This window comes from Candidatus Chryseobacterium colombiense (assembly GCA_029203185.1).
Taxonomy (GTDB): domain Bacteria; phylum Bacteroidota; class Bacteroidia; order Flavobacteriales; family Weeksellaceae; genus Chryseobacterium; species Chryseobacterium colombiense.
The window spans coordinates 2327899-2349362 of the sequence record CP119310.1 but is presented as its reverse complement, the minus strand read 5'-3'; the positions used below and the strand labels follow the sequence as shown (position 1 = coordinate 2349362).

17 protein-coding genes are annotated in these 21464 nt (G+C 35.3%); 9 read left to right on the top strand and 8 right to left on the bottom strand.

Features of this window, described 5'->3' with window-relative positions; all coding sequences use genetic code 11:
- Nucleotides 1-33: 33 nt before the first annotated feature.
- The gene (locus P0Y62_10425; GenBank protein ID WEK68283.1) at nucleotides 34-312 is read right to left on the bottom strand and encodes a co-chaperone GroES; all 279 of its coding nucleotides are present in this window, start codon (nucleotides 310-312) and stop codon (nucleotides 34-36) included.
- A 187-nt stretch (nucleotides 313-499) separates the two neighbouring features.
- Between P0Y62_10425 and P0Y62_10420 the strand changes: the two genes are divergently transcribed.
- Entirely contained in the window at nucleotides 500-1096 is a 597-nt protein-coding gene (locus P0Y62_10420; protein WEK68282.1) for an ester cyclase, read from the top strand.
- A 37-nt stretch (nucleotides 1097-1133) separates the two neighbouring features.
- On the opposite strand, the gene P0Y62_10415 is transcribed toward P0Y62_10420, so the two are convergent.
- Together P0Y62_10415 and P0Y62_10410 are read right to left on the bottom strand one after the other, a co-directional pair.
- Complete coding sequence (locus P0Y62_10415) at nucleotides 1134-3515, bottom strand: M1 family metallopeptidase (GenBank protein WEK68281.1); 2382 nt, start codon at nucleotides 3513-3515, stop codon at nucleotides 1134-1136.
- Nucleotides 3516-3583: 68 nt separating this feature from the next.
- Nucleotides 3584-4162, bottom strand: a complete 579-nt coding sequence (locus P0Y62_10410; protein ID WEK71799.1) for a HupE/UreJ family protein — start codon at nucleotides 4160-4162, stop codon at nucleotides 3584-3586.
- Nucleotides 4163-4234: 72 nt separating this feature from the next.
- Here P0Y62_10410 and P0Y62_10405 point away from each other — a divergent pair, with 72 nt between their 5' ends.
- On the top strand, nucleotides 4235-4735 hold the full coding sequence (locus P0Y62_10405) for a hypothetical protein (protein ID WEK68280.1): 501 nt from the start codon (nucleotides 4235-4237) through the stop codon (nucleotides 4733-4735).
- Between the two features lie 6 nt (nucleotides 4736-4741).
- Here P0Y62_10405 and P0Y62_10400 read toward each other — a convergent pair whose 3' ends face one another.
- The 3 genes from P0Y62_10400 to radA form a co-directional block, all read right to left on the bottom strand.
- Nucleotides 4742-5335 (bottom strand): ACP phosphodiesterase, encoded by a 594-nt coding sequence (locus P0Y62_10400; GenBank protein WEK68279.1) that lies wholly within the window; start codon nucleotides 5333-5335, stop codon nucleotides 4742-4744.
- 67 nt (nucleotides 5336-5402) lie between these two features.
- Entirely contained in the window at nucleotides 5403-6956 is a 1554-nt protein-coding gene (locus P0Y62_10395) for a M12 family metallo-peptidase (protein ID WEK68278.1), read from the bottom strand.
- A gap of 156 nt (nucleotides 6957-7112) precedes the next feature.
- Nucleotides 7113-8465 (bottom strand): DNA repair protein RadA, encoded by a 1353-nt coding sequence (gene radA / locus P0Y62_10390; GenBank protein WEK68277.1) that lies wholly within the window; start codon nucleotides 8463-8465, stop codon nucleotides 7113-7115.
- A gap of 59 nt (nucleotides 8466-8524) precedes the next feature.
- On the opposite strand from radA, the gene P0Y62_10385 reads away from it, so the two are divergent.
- From P0Y62_10385 to yidC, 4 genes are all read left to right on the top strand, one after another.
- The gene (locus tag P0Y62_10385; GenBank protein WEK68276.1) at nucleotides 8525-8923 is read left to right on the top strand and encodes a hypothetical protein; all 399 of its coding nucleotides are present in this window, start codon (nucleotides 8525-8527) and stop codon (nucleotides 8921-8923) included.
- A gap of 61 nt (nucleotides 8924-8984) precedes the next feature.
- Complete coding sequence (locus P0Y62_10380) at nucleotides 8985-9554, top strand: YceI family protein (protein ID WEK68275.1); 570 nt, start codon at nucleotides 8985-8987, stop codon at nucleotides 9552-9554.
- 148 nt (nucleotides 9555-9702) lie between these two features.
- Entirely contained in the window at nucleotides 9703-11310 is a 1608-nt protein-coding gene (locus P0Y62_10375; GenBank protein WEK68274.1) for a CTP synthase, read from the top strand.
- A gap of 178 nt (nucleotides 11311-11488) precedes the next feature.
- Entirely contained in the window at nucleotides 11489-13285 is a 1797-nt protein-coding gene (yidC, locus tag P0Y62_10370; GenBank protein WEK68273.1) for a membrane protein insertase YidC, read from the top strand.
- Nucleotides 13286-13403: 118 nt separating this feature from the next.
- Here yidC and P0Y62_10365 read toward each other — a convergent pair whose 3' ends face one another.
- Nucleotides 13404-13988 carry a ribonuclease HII gene (locus tag P0Y62_10365; protein ID WEK68272.1) on the bottom strand — a complete coding sequence of 195 codons (585 nt, stop codon included), beginning with the start codon at nucleotides 13986-13988 and terminating at the stop codon, nucleotides 13404-13406.
- 131 nt (nucleotides 13989-14119) lie between these two features.
- Between P0Y62_10365 and P0Y62_10360 the strand changes: the two genes are divergently transcribed.
- The 3 genes from P0Y62_10360 to argS all read left to right on the top strand — a co-directional run bounded on the left by P0Y62_10360 (nucleotide 14120) and on the right by argS (nucleotide 20460).
- On the top strand, nucleotides 14120-17155 hold the full coding sequence (locus P0Y62_10360) for a SusC/RagA family TonB-linked outer membrane protein (GenBank protein WEK68271.1): 3036 nt from the start codon (nucleotides 14120-14122) through the stop codon (nucleotides 17153-17155).
- Between the two features lie 11 nt (nucleotides 17156-17166).
- Nucleotides 17167-18615: a SusD/RagB family nutrient-binding outer membrane lipoprotein gene (locus P0Y62_10355; protein WEK68270.1), complete on the top strand. Its 1449-nt coding sequence runs from the start codon at nucleotides 17167-17169 to the stop codon at nucleotides 18613-18615.
- An 84-nt stretch (nucleotides 18616-18699) separates the two neighbouring features.
- Nucleotides 18700-20460 (top strand): arginine--tRNA ligase, encoded by a 1761-nt coding sequence (gene argS / locus P0Y62_10350; protein WEK68269.1) that lies wholly within the window; start codon nucleotides 18700-18702, stop codon nucleotides 20458-20460.
- Between the two features lie 57 nt (nucleotides 20461-20517).
- On the opposite strand, the gene P0Y62_10345 is transcribed toward argS, so the two are convergent.
- Nucleotides 20518-21438 (bottom strand): YihY/virulence factor BrkB family protein, encoded by a 921-nt coding sequence (locus tag P0Y62_10345; GenBank protein ID WEK68268.1) that lies wholly within the window; start codon nucleotides 21436-21438, stop codon nucleotides 20518-20520.
- Between the last annotated feature and the right edge of the window lie 26 nt (nucleotides 21439-21464).

Below are 21464 nucleotides of genomic sequence, written 5' to 3'. Positions count from 1 at the left end.
GCCATTAGCCAAAAGCCAATAGCTAGAAGCATCTTATCCGATGATTCCTAGTAAATCCCCTTCTTTTACAATTAAATAATCCTTTCCTTCCAATTTCAATTCAGAACCTGAATATTTCCCATAAAGAACTTTGTCACCTACTTTTACAGTTGTAGGCTCATCTTTTTTACCTGGACCTACTGCCACTACAGTACCTTCTTGAGGTTTTTCTTTTGCAGTGTCCGGAATAATAATACCTGATGCTGTTTTAGTCTCTGCAGCGATTGGTTCTACCAAAACTCTGTCTGCCAATGGTTTAAAGTTTACTGACATAATATATTTAATTTTTTAATTATTTCTGTGTTGAAATTCTCTAAATGTGTGCCATTGGAGTTAGCTGGCTGAAATGGCAGAAGATTTTATGTAAAAGTGAAAATTTGTCACATAAAAATAAATAGTGTATTGATAATATGTGATCAAAAAAAACGTAATTTTATAATGTATAAATAAATTAATAAACATGAAAAAAAACAGAGAAACAGAATTAATAATCCGGTTTTTTATGTTTTCATTTGCTTTTTCTATGTTAGGATTAATGTTTGTAGGTTGTGAAAAGAAAATGAATACCGGCCTGAAAGAACAGGTAAAAGCGGATAGCAGTGGAATGAACAATAAACTGCCGGAAGATGAAATAATCAAACGAAATTTGGCGAAATTTGATACGTTAGATTTCAAGGTTTTTAGCAAACGAGACTGGAAACGTTTCCATGAAAGTCATGCGGATGATGTGATTGTTCATTTTCCCGACGGGCATACAACGAATGGCTTGAAAAAACATATAGAAGATATGGAGGCTATGTTTGTATATGCTCCTGATACTAGAATTTCGGTTCACCCTATCAAAGTTGGACAGGGAAATATTACCGCTGTTACCGGAATAATGGAAGGAACTTTTACAGAGCCAATGCCAGATGGAAAAGGAGGCTTTATTAAGCCTACCGGAAAAAAGTTTAAACTCCCAATGGCAACTTTCAGTATTTGGAATGACAACGGAACAATGAGTGAAGAATATTTATACTGGGACAATCAAACGTATATGAAACAATTAGGACTCTAAATAAAAATAGGCTATCGGAAGAGATAGCCTATTTTGTTTATTTTTTGTTTCCTGCAGCCTGCATCGGATTTACTTTCCCATTGGAAGCGCCTCTTGCATTACCGCTTTCTTTTTGTTTAAATAACTGGAATTTGGAAACTTCAGCCGCTCCGTTATCATTGCTCCAGAAATTGTTTGAAGTATCTATATCGGCTGTTTCTCTCATCGGATCCAATTGAATTGACTTTAATTTTTTGTCAAAATAATAGGTTTTGGAAACTTTTTGCTCGTTTTGTCTCCAGATCTGTGCAGAAGATTTATCAGTCAGCTTTGTTCCGTCTTCAAAGGTAAATTCAAGAATGATTGGCATTACTAAACCTCCCTTGTTGACGAAATCGATTTGATAACCGGTCAGATTTTTAAATTTCTCTTTTTCTTTTGCAGTTAAAGGTTCTGTCCCTTCAGTTTTAGAAACATATTCTTTTTGTGTATCTACTTTTTCCTGACCTCTGTCGTATCTGTAATAGAAATCCTGAGCAACTTTATCTTTTTCTACATAGAAGGTGATATTTTTATCTTCTCTGTTTCTGACTTTTGAAATATCTTCAAACTCATTCTGTAAAGGTTTGTCGACTTTGTATTTAGTTTCTGAAGCCTGTTTTGGAGCTGTTCCCAAATCAGGAGTCGCAATGGTTACTTTATCAATGGCAATATCTACAGGATCTGTTCCGTAGAACCATCCTCTCCAGAACCAATCCAGATCTTCACCGCTCGCATCTTCCATGGTACGGAAAAAGTCTGCAGGTTCAGGATGTTTGAATGCCCATCTTTTTGCATAGGTTTTAAAAGCCTTATCAAAAAGTTCTCTTCCCATAATCGTTTCACGAAGGATATTCAATCCGGTTGCCGGTTTTGAATACGCATTTGGACCAAACTGAATAATATTTTCTGAATTACTCATAATCGGTTCCAGCTGATCTTTCGGAAGTTTCATGTAATCAACGATCGTCCAGGCCGGTCCTCTTTTGGATGGGAATTTGTTGTCCCATTTTTCTTCCGTTAAATATTCGGTAAACGTATTTAAACCTTCATCCATCCAGCTCCATTGTCTTTCATCTGAGTTGATGATCATCGGGAAAAAGTTGTGTCCAACTTCATGGATGACAACTCCCAACATTCCGTTTTTGATTCCTTCAGAATAGGTTCCGTCTTTTTCTGTTCTTCCGTAATTAAAGCAAATCATAGGATACTCCATCCCGTTGGATGCTTCTACGGACTGAGCAACCGGATACGGATAAGGAATCGTAAATTCGGAATAGGTTTTAATCGTATGTGCAACGGCTTTTGTAGAGAATTTTCTATATAATCCGTAAGCTTCTTTGGGGTAGAAACTCATCGCCATTACTTTATTGTTGTTTTCAGGAATGGTAACACCCATTCCGTCCCAAACAAATTTTCTGGAAGAAGTCCATGCGAAATCTCTTACGTCATGTGCTTCAAAATTCCATGTTTTTCTTTGTTTTGAATGATTTTTCTCTGCTTTTTTAGCTTCGTCAAGCGTTACAATTTCTACAGGCTCCGCTGAAGTTTTAGATTTGTTGTATCTCGCTAACTGATCCGATGTTAACACCTGATCGTAGTTTTTACATTCACCGGTTCCTCCTACAACATGATCTGCAGGAACATTCATTGAAACTTTAAAATTTCCGAAAACCAAGGCAAATTCTCCTCTTCCCGTAAACTGATGATTCTGCCATCCGTGGAAGTCACTGTATACGCACATTCTCGGATACCATTGTGTCATGGTATACAAATCATTTCCGTCTTCTGCGAAGTTTTCGTAGCCGCCTCGGCCTCCCATTTTCATTCGGTTAGGGATATTGTAATTCCAATCAACTTTGAAAACCAGTTTTTCGCCTTTTTTCAGCACTTTAGGTAAATCAATGCGCATCATGGTTTTGTTGACCGTATATTTTAGCGGATTGCCTGAAGCATCGGTTACTTTTTCAAGATTTACTCCATATCCGTTATCTTTTACAGGCAATTCGGAAGCTTTAAGCTGCTGATCGTTGGCTGCTTTCGGAAGGGTAGAAGAGAAGGGGAAGTCTGCCTTTTTTACGGTAGACTGTTGGTTTTCATCCAGCTGAAGCCAGATATAATCCAAATCATCCGGAGAATTATTGTAATAGGTAATGGTTTCCGATCCTTTCAGATTTCTTTTGTCTTCATCCAAAAAAGCAGTGATGTCATAATCTGCCCTGTTTTGCCAGTAAGCGTGTCCCGGAGCTCCTGAAGCGGTTCTGTACACATTGGGAGTAGGTAAAATAGTTCCCAGTTGTTCAAATCTGTTTCCGTGATTGCTTCCCGGATTATTCTGAATGTTTTGAGCAAAAGCACCGATGTAAAAAAGAACTGAAAGTGCTGAAACTTTAAATTTCATAACCGAAATGATTTAATTAATTTTCAAATATAATGATAAGTAGCTGAAAAATTGAAAATGTTTCAAGGCTAAAAAGGAATTCTTTCCAATGTCATTTTTAAGGATAAAGCGAAAACTCCAGAGGATACAAATAAGATCCAGTCTTTTTTATTGACTTTAAATAGATTTAAAAGTATAAAAAGCAGAACGAGAATTCCTAAAACGATGGCAATCTGCCCAACTTCCAGTCCTACATTAAATCCTAGAAGAGGTAATGCAATGCTCTGGCTTTTAGCAATCATCACTCTTGCGGTATTGGCAAATCCCATTCCGTGAATAAGCCCGAAGAATAAAGCCAGATAATAATTGAGTTTACTTTGAGACTGTTTCTTATTTTTCATAAGAATATTCCCTAAAGCTGTTAAAACAATCGTAAGCGGAATTAAAAATTCAACCCAGGCTGAAGGAACCCTCACGATATCTAAAATACTTAAAGCTAAAGTAACGGAATGCCCAATGGTGAATGCGGTTACCAAAACTAAAATTTTTTTCCAGTCGCTGTAGGAATACACCGCGATAAGTGCTAAAACAAAAAGCTGATGGTCTAATGCATCCAATGAGATAATGTGTTCCCAGCCAAGGTTTAAGTAAAATAGAAAATCCTGCATCATAAGTTTATATAATAAAGGTTACGAAAATAATGATTAATTTCGGAACGGATTTTAGCAATAGATCGATATATGAGAAAGCTTTTGTTGTTTTTGTGCTGTATTTTTTTTCTTTTCTCTTTTAAAGAAGAGAAACACCCTTATCATGTAGGCTCGGTGGAAATTAATTACAATTCTAAATCAAAGACTTTTGAAATTACGGGAAGGTTTTTTCTGGATGATCTTGAAAACGGACTGTCTCAAAAGTATGGAAAATCATTTCATTTCAATGATGCAAAATACAAAGCTCAGCTCAATGAAGCCTTAAAGAATTACAGTGCTGAATACTTTAAACTGAAAACTGATAATAAGTTTTTAAAAATAAACTATGTTGGTTACGAAGAAGATAATGAATCTGTAAATCTCTATCTGGAATCTGAGACTGTTGTTGCGCCTAAAAAAGTTGAAACTGCAGTGAGTTTTCTGTATAATTTATTTGAAGATCAGATTAATATCGTCCATATTATCGTTAACGGAAACAGAAAAAGTGAAAAACTGACGTATCCGAACCGGTATTTGTATCAGCAATTTTAGAATGAATTATCTTTCCATTTGTAAGAGTGCATTTTCTGCTTTTGCATGAGTGAGAAGATCTGGGAAGAAATCATCATAGCATTTCTGCAGAACTTCTTTATTGTCAAGAAATGCCTGAAATATCGGAATGTCTTTTTCTAAGTATTTGGCTTTATTTAAAACATTTTGAATGCTGAATTTAATTCCCCAGTCTTCACGATAATTGTACAGCCAGTCGTCATGCTCCATTTTTACAAGCATTTTTTTGAAATTTTCGGGTAAGAACTGACTGTTTTCATGTAAAACCCTGTAGACTTTCAAAGAATGATCCTTCCATTCTTTTTCTGAATGTAAGCTCAAATCATTAGCTAAGAAATAATCCATAGCAACATCCACAAAAGCTCCGGCATATAATCTTACCAAAGGACTGAATACTTTTTTTGCCTCATGAATTGCAGGGTGTGAATCTGTAAAAGTATCGATGGCTCTGTGCATTGTAATTCCATCCTGAATTTCTTTAGGAAAAGAAAACCTCTCTTTATTTTTGATAAAGTCTTCCAGAAACTGGCCGACAATTTGTCCGTCAGTAAAAGAGAGAAAGGAATGGGCCAGATAATTCATAAACGAATATAAAAAAATCTCCAGTTATTAAAAAATAAAAGGAGACTTAATTAAGTGGAGTGATATTTTAATTTTTCAGAAATTTTTTACTTCCTATGAAAGTATTTTTCCCCGAGTAGATATTAAGAAAATATTCTCCTCTGGGATATTTGCTGAGGTTGATTTCTTTTGAAGTTGTTTTCAGAAGAGCTTGTCCTGCTGCATTAATGATTTCGAAACTATAGCTTTCCTTTTCATCGGTTGTAACGTTAAGGATATCTTTTGCAGGATTAGGATAAATGGCGAATTCTTTAGTTTTAACATTTCTTTCTTCTACCGCTAATACATCACCGGCGCTGGCTGTGAATCCGGCAACAACACAAACGAAACGTGCAAATCCGAAAGCTTCATTGGCAGGATTTGTACTTCCTATAGCAACTCCTGTCGGATAAGTATTGTAATTGATAGCGGGATTTGCCCATCTGTTGATTCTGGTACAACTTATTCCTGCATTAGAGCACTCGTCATTGTAGGCCATGATGGTTCTCCATTTTTGGGCTGATGTTGCAGAAGTTCCGTTTGTAATAGCAACTGCATTGGTGTAACCGTGGTGATTGCTGCAAGGTGTTGTACTTGTATCTACATACCAGTCGTGTCTTAATCCCATATTATGTCCCATTTCGTGCGCTAATGAATAATTGGATACTGCACAATTGTATAAAACGGCAGAAAAACCTGCTGTAGCTACATAATTGGTTGCTGAAGTATTTACATATCCTAATCCACAAGTCGATGTAGGGGTAGAAGTAACCAGAGAAACAAGATCTGCCCCGTAAGTTGTTCTTAACGTATGAACGTTGTCCATATAACCGTCTGCCGTAGCTCTTAATCTTGATAAATCCGTGCTTAAATCTCCGGATTCTGTATAGGAAATAACTCCGGAATAGACAAGATTAATGGTTGCATTTGTAATTCCTGAATTTGTAAGCGCTGTATTAAAATTGGTAATTGCTGTTGCAATGTATGAATTACTTTGCGAAGTTCCTCCCCACGCTGTGCTCGCTGCACTCGTATAAACAACCATAACATCTACGGTGGATGCGGGACAGGTTGCGGTGCTTGAAGAACAAATATTACTGTTGGTTTTGGCAGTGATTAAATTTTCTACCGAAGATTTGTCAATGACTGTATCATCTGCAGAATCCTGATCGATCAATAATTTTTCAGCCACCTGAGAGATGGCGAATGTATTCTCGTTGACCTGATGATACATTACCTTTTCACCTGAACCTGAAACATACATTCCGGTAATAATATTGTCATATTTGGAAAGGACCAGTTCTGCGGAAGGATCATTCTCGACTTTATAAGTGTAAGATTCGCTTTTGTTGGTGTATCTGTAGATTTTGTCAAGTTTTGCTACAATCATCTGATCTTTTACTGTCGGAATTTTGATATCCTGATTCAGATCAAATGCTGTCTGATTATAATATTGTGTATTATAATAGGTAGTGGCAAGCTCCTTTGAAATTTTTTGTGACTCTTTTACATTGCTGTTAGGGATTTTGTTTTGAAAAAAAGTCTGCTGGGCAAAAGCAAAAGAGGAAACCGCTAATGCAAAAATTGAGATTTTTGTTTTCATAAAATAAATATTTAAGTTTATCGGTGGTGTTTAGTTGATATTTTTATAAAATTAATAATTTATTTCTAAAGTATGTGAATTTTTATTATGTTTTTCATAAAAAGACTCGGGCGTTTTTCCTAAAGGAAAAACGCCCGAGTCTTAAAAAAATATATTTTAAAAAAGACGCTCGTGGAAGTCTTCAATCTTACTTACTTCTTCGATTTTGATCCCAAATTTTTTCTTGGGGATTTTATTGAGGTTGGAAACAAAAATTTTCTCGTAACCTAATTTCTCGGCCTCAGAAATTCTCTGTTCAGCCTGTGCAATGGGGCGGATTTCGCCACTTAGTCCTATTTCTCCGGCAAAGCAATAATGTTCAGAGATCGGAAGGTCTTCATTGGAAGACAGAATAGAAGCTACCACTGCTAAATCTAAAGCAGGATCATCGGTTTTTATACCTCCGGTAATATTCAGAAAAACGTCTTTGGCTCCCAATTGGAAACCAGCTCTTTTTTCCAGTACAGCGAGTAACATATTTAATCTTTTAGAATCAAATCCGGTACAGCTTCTTTGTGGAGTTCCGTAGACTGCAGAACTTACTAATGCCTGAATTTCCAATAGCATCGGTCTGTTTCCCTCTATGGTTACAGCAACGGAATTTCCGGAAAGCTCTTCAGATTTTTTTGTGATTAATATTTCTGAAGGATTTTTGATTTCTTTTAATCCTTGTGAGATCATTTCGTAGATTCCGATTTCGGCAGTTGAACCGAAACGGTTTTTATTGGCTCTTAACAATCTGAAAAGGTGATTTCTGTCTCCATCAAAATTTAAAACGACATCTACCATGTGCTCCAGCACTTTTGGACCTGCAATCTGCCCGTCTTTTGTAATGTGCCCGACTAAAAATACAGGAACATTATTTTCCTTGGCGTATTTAATGATTTCATTGGAACATTCTCTGATCTGGGAAACAGTTCCCGGAGAGCTTTCAATCAGCTGAGACTGTAAGGTCTGGATAGAATCGATGATGACGAAATCAGGTTCCAGTTTTTTGGCTTCGTGAAGTATTTTCTCCAGTGAAGTTTCAGTGTAAAGAAAACAGTTTGGGTTTTTCACATCGGCTAAACGGTCAGCTCTCATTTTGATCTGGGAGGCGCTTTCCTCGCCTGAAACATAGAAGATCTTTTTCTTCATTTTAAGGGCAAGTTGAAGAAGTAGAGTGGATTTACCGATTCCCGGTTCTCCACCAATTAAAGTGACAGAGCCTAATACAATGCCTCCTCCCAACACTCTATTAAGCTCATCGGAAGGTGTTTTTATTCTCGGCTCTTCAATAGCTTCAACTTCAATGATGTTAATGACATGTTGTTTCGTTTTTGAAAAAGGCGGAGTCTTGTGTGAAGCTGTTTTTTCTACAACTTCTTCCACCAAAGTGTTCCATTCACCGCAATTTTTACACTGTCCAGTCCATTGAGGATACTGTGAACCGCAGTTTTGACAGAAATATGCCGTTCTTAATTTTGCCATACCGCGAAGTTCAAAATTTTTTTTGAATTTTTCTTTTGATTTTTAGTTAATTTTCTGGCATGAAAAATATTTTACTGAAAAGCGCTCAAACTTTTGTATTGATGTCAATCATGAATTTATTGTTGAGTGCACTGATCTTAAATATTGCGTGTTTTCCCGGCGGAAGTTTTGGGATGTATCCTTTTTTGATACTAATAGAATCTTTAGTAACTTCAGTGGTAGCTTTTATTACTGTTTGTATATTTCGAAAAAACTATCGTTCTGTTTTAAGAATGGCGGTTTTATTTCAGATCATTTATTTGATTAGCTTAATTTTAGTAGGCTTTAATCCATTCGGATCTGATGTAATGAATATTTTCAGTTTATTGCTATATATCAATTCATTTATTGTTCTTTTAATTGTTTATTTGTTTGATTTACTTTATTCAAAAATAATTTTAGGAAAATCAAAAAACTAACATAGATCAATGTATAAATTCGCAATTAAAGAATAACTTTGTTAGTATAATAAATAAAAAAATGAGAAAACTATTTTTAACTTTTGTATTGGCTTTAATAAGCATTACAGCTTTTGCGCAATCTGCGTGGTCAGTAGATCCTATGCATTCTTCCATTAATTTTAATATTAAACATATGGGAATTAGTTTTGTACAGGGGAAGTTTGATAAATTTGACGGAAAAGTTTCCACAGCCGGAAATAATCTGGAAAAAGGAGCGTTTGATTTTATCGTATATCCTGCTACGATCAATACTGGAGTAGACAAGAGAGATAAACACCTTACAAGTGCAGATTTTTTTGATGCAGAAAAATATCCGCAAATCAGATTTGAAGGATTTACAGTGGCAAAAGGAAAAGACAATACCTACACTTTGAAAGGGAAACTTACGATTAAAGATGTTACAAAAGAAATTACTGTTCCTGCTACTTTTGGAGGCGTTGCAAAAAACCAGCAGGGAAAAGAAGTATTAGGATTTCAATCTAAGTTTACAATCAACCGTTTAGACTATAATATCAAATATGATCCTACAGGAGCAGGAGTAGCTAAAGATGTTGATATAGATCTATATTTTGAATTGATAAAACAATAATTAAGTATATAATTTGATTTGGGTGAAAGGCTTTCAACATAGGTTGGAAGCCTTTGTTTTTAGTGTGTTTTGGTGAATGTAAAATTTAAAATTGCAACAAAATTGCTTTGTATTTCTTTTTCCCCTAACTTTGCACAAACCTAATCTAATGAGTAAAAAGAATACAAAGTACATCTTTGTGACAGGAGGTGTAACTTCATCTTTGGGAAAGGGAATCGTTTCAGCTTCTCTTGGACTTCTACTAAAATCACGTGGCTTCAACGTAACTATTCAAAAGCTTGATCCTTATATTAATATCGATCCGGGAACTTTGAATCCTTATGAACACGGAGAATGCTATGTTACCGAAGATGGCGCGGAGACGGATCTGGATTTAGGACACTATGAGCGTTATCTTGATGCTCCGACTTCCCAAAACAACAACGTTACCACAGGAAAAATCTATCAGACTGTCATCGAAAAAGAAAGAAAAGGAGACTTCCTTGGAAAAACAGTTCAGGTAATTCCTCATATTACAAACGAAATCAAACGCAGAATTAAAATTTTATCTAAACAGAACTACGATATCATCATTACTGAAATTGGTGGAACTGTTGGAGATATTGAATCTTTACCTTACATCGAAACTGTTCGTCAGTTAAAATGGGAATTGGGTGAGAAAAATTCTATGGTCATTCACTTGACTTTATTGCCGTATTTGGCTTCAAGTGGAGAATTAAAAACAAAACCATCTCAGCATTCTGTTCGTCAATTAATGGAAAGTGGAATTATGGCGGATGTTTTGGTGTGCAGAACGGAACATAAAATTCCAAAGGATCAGAGAGCGAAATTGGCTCAGTTCTGTAATGTTTCTTTAGACAATGTAATTGAATGTAAAGATCTGGATACAATTTATGAAGTTCCGATGTACCTTCAAAAACAAAACTTTGATGATGTAGTTCTTAAAGAATTAGACCTTAAAAGTGATAAAGAAGCAGATCTTAAAGACTGGAAATCTTTCTTAAAAAAATTCCAGAATCCTAAAAAATCTGTTGAAATTGCATTGGTTGGGAAATATGTTTCTCTTCAGGATTCCTATATTTCAATTGCTGAAGCTTTCAAACATGCAGGAGCAGATCTGGAAACTGAAGTGAAAGTAAGATGGGTGTACAGTGGAGATATTACTCCTGAAAATATTAAAGAGACTTTAAAAGGCGTAGACGGAATTCTTGTTGCTCCAGGTTTTGGCGACAGAGGAATTGAAGGAAAAGTTCTTACCGCTCAATATGCAAGAGAAAATAAAATTCCGATGTTGGGAATTTGTTTGGGAATGCAGATTATGACAGTTGAATTTGCTAGAAATGTTTTAGGATATTCTAAAGCCAACTCAATGGAATTCGATACTTCTACGGAACATCCTGTGATTTCATTAATGGAAGAACAGAAAAATGTAGTAGATAAAGGTGGAACAATGCGTCTTGGAGCTTGGAAATGTTCTTTGAAGAATGGTTCTAAACTACATGACATTTACGGAGCTAAAAATATCACCGAAAGACACCGTCACAGATATGAATTCAACAGTGATTATATTGGTGAATTTGAGAAAAATGGTTTCTTAGCAACAGGAACCAACCCGGAAACAGGATTGGTAGAAGCATTGGAAATGCCGGATCACCCGTTCTATGTTGGGGTACAGTATCACCCGGAATATAAGAGTACGGTTGCAACACCGCATCCGTTATTCAGAGCTTTCATTAAGGCTTGTACATCGAAATAAAGTAATTTTTTAATTACTAACGTCATATATAAACTCAGACTGATTTTTCTCAGCCTGAGTTTATTATATAGTAATATATTATAGCATAGAGTTTTGATAAAAAAACAGTATTTTTGTCGACTCGAAAAGTATAACATTGGAATACTTTTAAATTTGAAAAATTTTAATTAAAAATAAAATGCAACAGAACAACGGACTCGATAAAAGTCAGATTATTAGTTTTGCGGTTTTATGTTTGGTTCTCTTCGGTTTTATGTTTTATTTCCAAAACAAACAGTCGAAAGAGGAGGAAGTAAAAGCTCAGCAACAAAAAACCGAACAGACGAAAAATGCTGTAAAACAAACTCCGGCAAGTAATATCAATCCAAATGTAACTCCCAACGCAATTCAAACAGCAAATCTTGCCAACAATGAATTAAAAATTGAATTTAACAGCTTAGGAGGGCAGGTTTCTAAAGTGGAGCTTGCAGAATACAAGGCATACGATCGTAAGACAGATAGAGCCGATCTTCCGCTTTACCTGATCTCAAAAAATAATTCAAACTACGGTTTTCAATTCAAAGATAAAACCGGAAAAGTAATCAATACTAAAGACTTGGTTTTTGCGCTGGCTGTTAATGGAAATGCAGTAACGATGACGGCTAATTATAACGGAGCGGTTATCCAGTTTATATACACATTACTTCCCAAATATACCCTAGATTTTAAAGTAAGAACGCAGGGGCTTTCAAAAATCACTACTGATAACAAAGCTGATTTTCTTTGGGACTATAACGTTAGAAACCTAGAAAAAGGTAGAGCGCAAGAACAGTCTCACTCAGAATTCTCGTATGCTTTCGATAATTATAAAAAATATGATTACGATGGAAGAACAACGATGAATGAAGACAAAGAAACACTGAACTGGATCGGGGTAAAACAACAATTCTTTGCTTCTGTAATTGAAGCTAAAAACGGATTTACGCAAAGTAAGGGAAATCAGGAAACTGTTGAAGAAGGAGAATATTTGAAAAAACTAAATTATGAAGGTTTTGTTCAGATGGCAGGAAGTGAGCTGAACCAAGATTTTACATGGTACTTTTTACCTTTAGATTTACCCTTATTAAAAGAATATAATAAAAACTTTGACGAAATTCTTCCATTGGGATGGTCTTTCATCGGATGGATGAACAGAGGGTTCTTTATTCCGATCTATAACTTCATTGCATCTTGGGGATTAACTGCAGGTTGGGCAATTTTCTTATTGACAATCTTGGTTAAATTGATTTTATCACCTATTATGTACAAGCAGCACAAGCTGAGTGCAATGATGAGAGTGATCCGTCCGGAAATTGATGAGGTAAATGCTAAGTTCAAGGATGCAGATCCTATGAAAAAACAGCAGGCTACCATGGAAGTATACAGAAAAGCTGGGGTAAATCAAATGGCGGGATGTTTGCCGGCGTTGGTTCAGATTCCTATTTTCTATGCATTATTCCGTTTCTTCCCGAACTTTATTGATCTGAGAGGGAAAGGTTTCTGGTTTGCAAAAGACTTAACAGCTTATGACGATCTGATTAAGTTGCCATTTAAAATTCCATTCCTGGGAGACCATTTGAGTATTTTTGCTTTAGCATGTACCATTGTAATTTTGATTTATACAGTAATGACTTCAGGAAATATGCAGCAACCACAACAGGAAGGTATGCCAAACATGAAAGTGTTAATGTATATTTTCCCGGTGACATTCCTATTCTTCCTGAATACTTCTGCATCTGGTCTTTCTTGGTATTATTTTGTATCCAATGCAATCAATATTCTGATTATCCTTGTTATTAAATATGTAATTCTGGATGAAAAGAAGATTCATGCACAAATCCAGGCTAACAAAGAAAAGCCAAAAGCTGAAGGGAAGTTCCAAAAGCGTATGAGAGAAATGATGGAAAAAGCTCAGGAACAGCAAAAAACGCAAGAGCAACAAAGAAAGAAGAAATAAAATAACTTATTATAACAAAAAGAGAAGCAAATTATTGCTTCTCTTTTTTTATTTAGAAATGATTTAAATTTCAAATGTTAGTGATAGAGGATAGATAATTCACAGTCCTGTTTTAAGATCAATCATATTTTAACCTGAATGACTGACGGTGATGCTGGGTTGGGCCGTGTTTTATTAAAGCTTCCTGATGCTTTTTCGTCGCATAACCAAAGTTAGTGTTCCATCCATATTGTGGAAACTCTTCATGCAGTTCTATCATTAATCTATCCCTGTAATTCTTAGCTAAAATAGATGCAGCAGCAATAGAAAGTACTTTTGAATCTCCTTTAATAATACATTCATGAGGAATGTAATTATAAGGATGAAATTTATTTCCGTCTACTAAGATGAGCTCAGGGATTATACTTAGCTGATCAAGTGCTCTATGCATAGCATGTATGCTGGCATTGAGGATGTTATGCTGATCTATAAATGAAGGCGAAAGTTCTGCAATCGCATAACTTTTTACATTATTTTTAATATAGTGATCAAGCTCCATTCTTGTTTTGAAATTCAACTTTTTGGAGTCATTGATTAGATTTTGCTCAAAAGTTTCATCCAGAATTACAGCTGCTGCCACTACAGGACCACATAGACAACCTCTTCCTACCTCATCGCATCCTGCTTCAATATAATTATTTGTCCATTTCTTTAGTAATTCCATAAAAACTAAAACATTTTAAAGGGTAAAATTGATGTTTTTCCTAATACTATGACAAAAATAACATTTTTTTAAGATTTTATTTTGTCTTTTTAAGAAAGTTTCACAAATTTGTTATTGCAAAATTAATTGATATGAAGAAACTAACAGTAGGTGTGCTTGTATTGGTATTGTCTTCGTCTGTTGCTGTTGCGAATGCTCAGCAGACAAAGAAGGATACTGTAAGAACACAAGAAATTGAGGGTGTAGTTGTAACTGCGCTTGGTATTAAGAGAGAAAAAAAATCTCTAGGATATGCAACTCAAGAAGTAAAGGGTGATGATGTCAACAAAAACCCTACTCCTAACTTTTTAAACAATCTCTCCGGACAGGTTGCAGGGATGGATATCAAGCAAAGTACCAACTTTGGAGGATCGATCAATGTGGTTTTAAGAGGGTTTAAATCTTTTTCAGGATCTAATCAACCTTTATTTGTAGTGGACGGAGTTCCAATTATTAATAACAATATTAACACATCTAGCCAGACTACAGGGCGTTATGGAATTGATTATGGTAATGCCGCTTCAGATATAAATCCAAATGACGTTGAAACAATTAACGTACTAAAGGGAGCGGCTGCTGCTGCTTTGTACGGTTCTCGTGCTGCAAACGGAGCAATTATTATCACGACTAAGAAGGGGAAAAAGAATCAAAAAGGGATTGGCTTAGAATATTCAAGTTCAATTACAATTTCTTCAATTGATAAAGCTACTTTTCCTAAGTATCAAACGGAATATGGAGAAGGGTATTTCGGTGAAGATGAATGGGGGAGTTATAATGGTGGTTTAGCTGCTGGTTTTGGAAGCGATGCATCCTATGGACCAAAGTACGATCCCAATTTAATGGTGTATCAATATGATGCGTTTATCCCGGGATCTCCTAATTATGGAAAGGCTACTCCATGGACAATGGCTAAAAATGGGCCATTATCATTCTTTAAAAATGGTACTAATTTCACAAATAGCATTTCCCTTAGTGGAGCAAATGATGTTGCAACTTACAGAATCAACTATACCAATTTAGATGCTACGGATATTATGCCCAATAGCTCATTGGTAAAAAATAATTTCGGAGGTAATGCATCCTATAAAATTACAGATAAATTAACGGCATCTTTATATGCTAATTATATCACACAGAAAACCAAAGGTAGAAATGATACTGGGTATAATGGAAATATAATGACTGGCTTTAGACAATGGTGGCCAACAAACGTTGATTTAAAACAACAAGAAGATTTTTATAATATTGCACATCAAAATTATTCTTGGAATATTACAGATCCGACAGATCTTACTCCTCAATATTGGGATAATATTTATTTTCAACGATACCAAAATTACCAAAATGATTCAAGAGACAGGTTCAGTGGTAATGTTTCTTTAAGCTATGATGTTTCTAAAGAATTAAACTTTTTATTAAGATTAAGTAATGATAGCTATAGTATGACCACGGAGGAAAGAAAAGCAAACGGATCTGTTCCGAATATCTTTGGTCTCAATATTAATACCGCTCAGCCTTCAGGATACAATCTAGGTAATTACCGATTGTCTGAAAGAAATTACGATTTTATAGGAACCTATAAAAAAGATCTTACTGAAGATCTTAATTTAAATGGAGTTTTAGGAGCAAATGTCCGCTATAATACTGCTTATTCTGATATACATTCTACCGTAGGGGGCCTAAACGTACCTAATTATTTTGATATATCAAATTCTAAAGGACGGCCACTTAATCAAACAAGTGATACAAGCAAGCAGGTTATAGGGGTTTTTGCTCAGGCAAGTTTGGGTTATAAAAATACGTATTATCTGGAAGGAACAATACGAAGAGATCAGACTACTGCATTATCATCAGATCATAATGTATATTGGTATCCTTCGGTTTCGGGTAGTATAGTGCTTTCAAATTTAATTAAAGCACCGTGGCTAAGTTTTGCGAAAGCTCGAGCTAATTATGCTGTAGTAGGAAATGATACTGATGCTAACCAATTAATTGATACTTATTTAGCAGGGTCTTCCTTTGGGAATTTGCCTGTCTATCAGTTTAATGGAGTTTTAAAAAATCCAGATTTGGTGGCCGAAAAATTAAAAAGTATGGAGTTTGGTTTAGAGACTTCCTTTTTGAAAAACAGAATTGGTTTTGATGCTACATGGTATAAAAATGATTCTAATAACCTGATCTCAAATGTACTTGTTTCTTATGCATCAGGTACTACACTTCAGAAACAGAATATTGGAAACTTGAGGACAGAGGCATTTGAGCTTTCATTGAGATTGACTCCTATTAAATCCTCAAATTTTAGTTGGAATTTAACAGCTAACTGGTCTAATCCAAAAACAACTGTTACTGCACTGAAAAACGGAGTAGATAATTTGGCTTTACAAACAAATACTTCTCAAGGTGGCGTTACATTAAATGCTCCTTTGGGAGGGTTATATGGAACAATTTACGGGACAGATTACGTATATGCTCCTGATGGACAAAGAGTAATTGATCCTGATACAGGTGCTTATATGAAGACAACTTCTACCAATAATAACTTGGGAAGCTATCAGGCTAAATGGTTTGGTGGGTTGCGAAACACTATAAATTATAAAAATGTTTCTTTAAGTTTTCTCATTGATGTAAAACAAGGTGGAAAAGTATTTTCTCTAGATCAAGCATATGGATATGGAACAGGAATTTATCCTGATTCAGTAGGATTGAATGACTTGGGCAACCCTATTAGAAATACGATTGCTAATGGTGGGGGAGTGGTATTACAGGGAGTTATTCCTGATCCAAATCATCCAGGGCAATATCTAGCAAATAATGTCAGACTGGATAAATCATGGTCAAGCCAAATATTGAATACAGATCCTCCTGCTGCTGCGTTTGTATATGATGCAAGTTATGTCAAGTTAAGAGAGGCATCTATCACTTATACATTGTCAAAAGAAGTTTTGGGTTCCAAATTTTTACAGGGTATGTCATTTAGTCTTATAGGCAGTAACCTTTGGATTATTCATAAAAAATTACCTTATGCAGATCCGGAAGCAGGATTATCTTCAGGAAATTTACAAGGATACCAATCAGGAGTTATGCCTACGACAAGAAATTTCTCATTCAATGTAAAAGTTAATTTTTAAAAAAAAGAAAAATGAAAAAAATCATAATACCCATATTACTAGGAACATTATTTGTTAGTTGCGCATCCGATGATATTAATATGGATCCCCATTCAGCATATACAACGATTCCGTCGACATTGGTAACAAATGCTCAGAAGGAACTAAGCGATTATGTAAATACGTGTAGCGTAAATGAAAACAATTTTAGATTAACAATGCAGTATTGGCAGGAAACTACCTATGTAGAAGAAAGTAACTATAACTTCACTAATAGAAATGTTGCTAATCAGATCTTTATTGATAATTATGTTAATGTATTGAATAGCTTAGTTCAGGCAAAGAACTTAATAAATGCATATCAACCGGTGCCTGCTGAAGCATTAACATGGCCTACAACTAAAAAAAATCAGCTTGCTATAATTGATATTATGCAGGTATACACTTATCAAGGATTAGTAGATACTTTTGGAAATATTCCTTATTCACAAGCCAATCAACTTGGATCAAATGTTGCTCCGGCCTATGATGATGCAGCAGGAATTTATTCTAGTTTAATATCAAGATTACAGCAGGATATAGCAGCTATTGATGTTAATGGAGGTCTAAACTCGGCATCAGATGATTTTTCTTCGGCTGATGTATTTTATTCAGGGGATCTTTCAGCATGGAAAACTTTAGGTAATTCTCTTTTATTGAAATTAGGAATTGCTATTGCGGATTCAAATCCTACGTTGGCTCAACAGACTGCGACTTTAGCTATTAATAATGGAGTAATGACTTCATCTGCCAATGATTGTAAATTTCAATATTTATCGGGGTCGCCAAATTATAGCCCAATATATGAAAATGTAAAGGCTAATAATCGAAATGACTTTGTAGGAGGTAAAACATTGGTGGATTATATGAATGCTAATAATGATACGAGAATAGCTAAGTATTTCAAGCCTGTAGGAAGCACAGGAACTTATGTAGGACAATCAATTGGTTTGCCTGCTTCATTTGCTAGTTTTTCTGCTCCCGGTACTTTTGCATATACTCCTACCACACCAGGCATTTTGATGAACTATACGGAAGTAGCATTTTACTTAACTGAAGCTAGTGCTCGTTGGGGAGTCGGAGGATCACCAGCTACCAATTATACAAAGGCAATTACTTCTTCATTTACGGATTGGGGAATATCAGCAGACGCGGCAGCTTATATTGCTGCACATCCATATAATGCAGCAAACTGGAAACAGTCAGTTGGTCAGCAAGCTTGGGTAGCTATGTATAATCAGCCTTTGGTTTCATGGAATTTCTGGAGAAGACTTGACTATCCTGTCCTTCAACCTGCTGCTGCTGCAACAATTAACAGTGTTCCTATGCGTATGTCATATCCTACTAGTGAATATCAGACTAATGGGGCGAATGTAAGTGCTGCTTCATCGGCTATTGGTGGAGATTTACTAACAACTAAAGTATTCTGGGATAAAAATTAACAGTTACATACAAATTTTAATATTTTAAAAACCGCTGAAAGGCGGTTTTTTTATTTCCGTATATTTGTATTTCAAAATGGAATAATGAATATTAAAGATATAATAGAACAAAAACTAGCTGAAGTTATCCTTAACGTTTACCAACTGAAAGAGATCAAGCTGGAAATTCAGGAGAATAAAACTGAATTTGAAGGAGATTTTACGATTGTTACTTTTCCTTTGGTAAAGCAGTTGAAAAAAAATCCGGAGAGTATTGGTGTGGAATTAGGTGAAGCTTTAACGGAACAGACTGAACTATTGGAAAGCTTCAATGTCGTGAAAGGTTTTCTTAATGTTAAAGTTAAAAATCAGTTTTTTGTAGATAATTTTAGATCGGTAGCTAATCAGTTTGATGTTGTTGAAAAGAAAAATTCTACGGTAATGGTAGAATATTCTTCACCGAATACGAACAAACCTCTTCACTTGGGACACATCAGAAATAATTTATTAGGTTTTTCTGTTGCTCAGATTTTAAAAGAAGCAGGTTATGATGTGATCAAAACTCAGATTATTAATGATAGAGGAATCCACATTTGTAAGTCGATGTTGGCTTGGGAAAAATATGGAAAGGGTGAAACTCCTGATGCTACTCATACCAAAGGAGATAAGTTTGTTGGTAATTATTATGTGAGATTTGATCAGGAATATAAGCAGGAAATGGCTGAACTTGTTGCTCAGGGAATGAGTGAAGATCAAGCAAAAAAAGAAGCTCCTTTGATGAAAGAAGCTCAAAAGATGTTGCTGGACTGGGAAAATGGAGATGAAAAAGTAAGAAATCTTTGGAATGAAATGAATTCCTGGGTATATAAAGGATTCAATGAAACCTATAAAAGATTGGGAGTAGACTTCGATCAGGTACAATATGAAAGCAATACCTATATTTTAGGTAAAGACCTTATTCAGGAAGGTTTAGATAAAGGAGTTTTGTATCAAAAAGAGGATGGCTCTGTTTGGTGCGATCTTACGGATGAAGGATTGGATCAGAAACTTTTATTACGTTCGGACGGAACTTCAGTTTATATGACTCAGGATTTGGGAACTGCGGTAGAGCGTTTTAAACAAAATGATATTCAAAAACTGATTTATACGGTAGGAAACGAACAGGATTATCATTTCCAGGTTTTATTTAAAATTCTAGGAAAACTGGGATATTCCTGGGCGGATCAGCTATATCATTTATCTTACGGTATGGTTGAGCTTCCTAACGGGAAAATGAAATCCCGTGAAGGAACAGTAGTAGATGCGGATGATTTGATGCAGGAAATGTTTACTATTGCAAAATCTAAAGCTGAAGAATTAGGAAAATTAGAAAACCTAACCGAAGAAGAAAAGAATGCGAACTATGAAAATGTAGGAATTGGGGCATTGAAATATTTCATGCTGAAAGTGGATCCGAAGAAAAAAATGCTTTTCAATCCTGAAGAAAGTATCGATTTTAATGGAAATACAGGTCCTTTCATTCAATACACTTTCGCACGTATTCAGTCTTTATTGGCTAAAGCTAATTTTGAGCAGAAAGAAATTGCTGAAGTTGAATTGAATCAGTCTGAAAAAGAATTGATCATGCAGCTGGCAAATTATAAAATTGTTGTTGAAAAAGCAGCAGAAGTCTTAAGTCCGGCTTTAATAGCCAATTATGTGTATGATCTGGTAAAAACATACAATTCTTTCTATCAGAGTAATCCGATTATGAATCAGGAAGATGAGAATGTAAAACAGTTCCGTCTAAGTATTTCGGATCTTACGGCAAAAACGATAAAAAAATCGCTACAGCTCCTAGGAATACAAACTGTAAACAGAATGTAAAAAATAAAAGGCTTTTGAATTTCAAAAGCCTTTTTTATTGAAGTTAAGATCAATATTTTATGTTGAGGTTTTTCTGCTGTCTTGATAAAGTTTAGCATTGCTCCATTTAGCATGTTTTGAAGGAACAATTCTGTAGCCTTTTTTATAAGTATATACTTTAGTGAACTCTGCTCCGAAAAACACAAGCATACAGGAATAGTTGATCCACATCATAATTAAAATGACGGTTCCGGCAGTTCCGAATGCCGAAGTAGGTTTCGCCGTTCCAAAATAGAGACTTAATAAAAATTTTCCCAGCGTAAAAAGGATCGTAGTTAGCAATGCTCCTGCCCAAACCGATTTCCAGCTGATTTCTACATCGGGAAGCACTTTAAATAATAAGGCAAATAAAAGCATAACTACACCAAAACCCACTGCAAAGTTGATCAGTTCTACCAACATATAGGTTTCCAAGCCAAAATATTGGGTAATGAATTTGTTGAAAATGCTGATTAAAGAGGACAAAATCATGGTCACCATAAGCAGAAAACCAAGAATTAAGATCATTCCTAATGAATTGGCTCTATCCAGTAAAAACTTCACAATAGCTTTTTTAGGCGCTGCTTCTACATCCCAAAGGGTATTTAATGAATGTTGCAGTTGAAAAAATAGAGTAGTAGAACCAAAAACTAAAGAACCCACTCCTATGATTTTCATGAAAATATTTTGCTTATCGATCAAAGCTCCAGCAATCATATTCTCTATACTTTTTGCGGCATCAGCACCCATCAAACCGCTGATTTGCTGACTAATTTCTCCGCGTATTGCTTCCTCCCCAAAAAAGTATCCTGCAATCCAAATAATGATAATTAATAATCCCGGAATCGAAAAAATAGCATAATAAGCTAAGCTTGCCGAATCTGTGGAAGCAGAAGAACTGTTCCATTCAGAGAAGGTTTCCTTTAGGACTTCCCAGAAAAATTTTATATTTTTTATCATATTATTCATCAGGGTTTATTGAACAT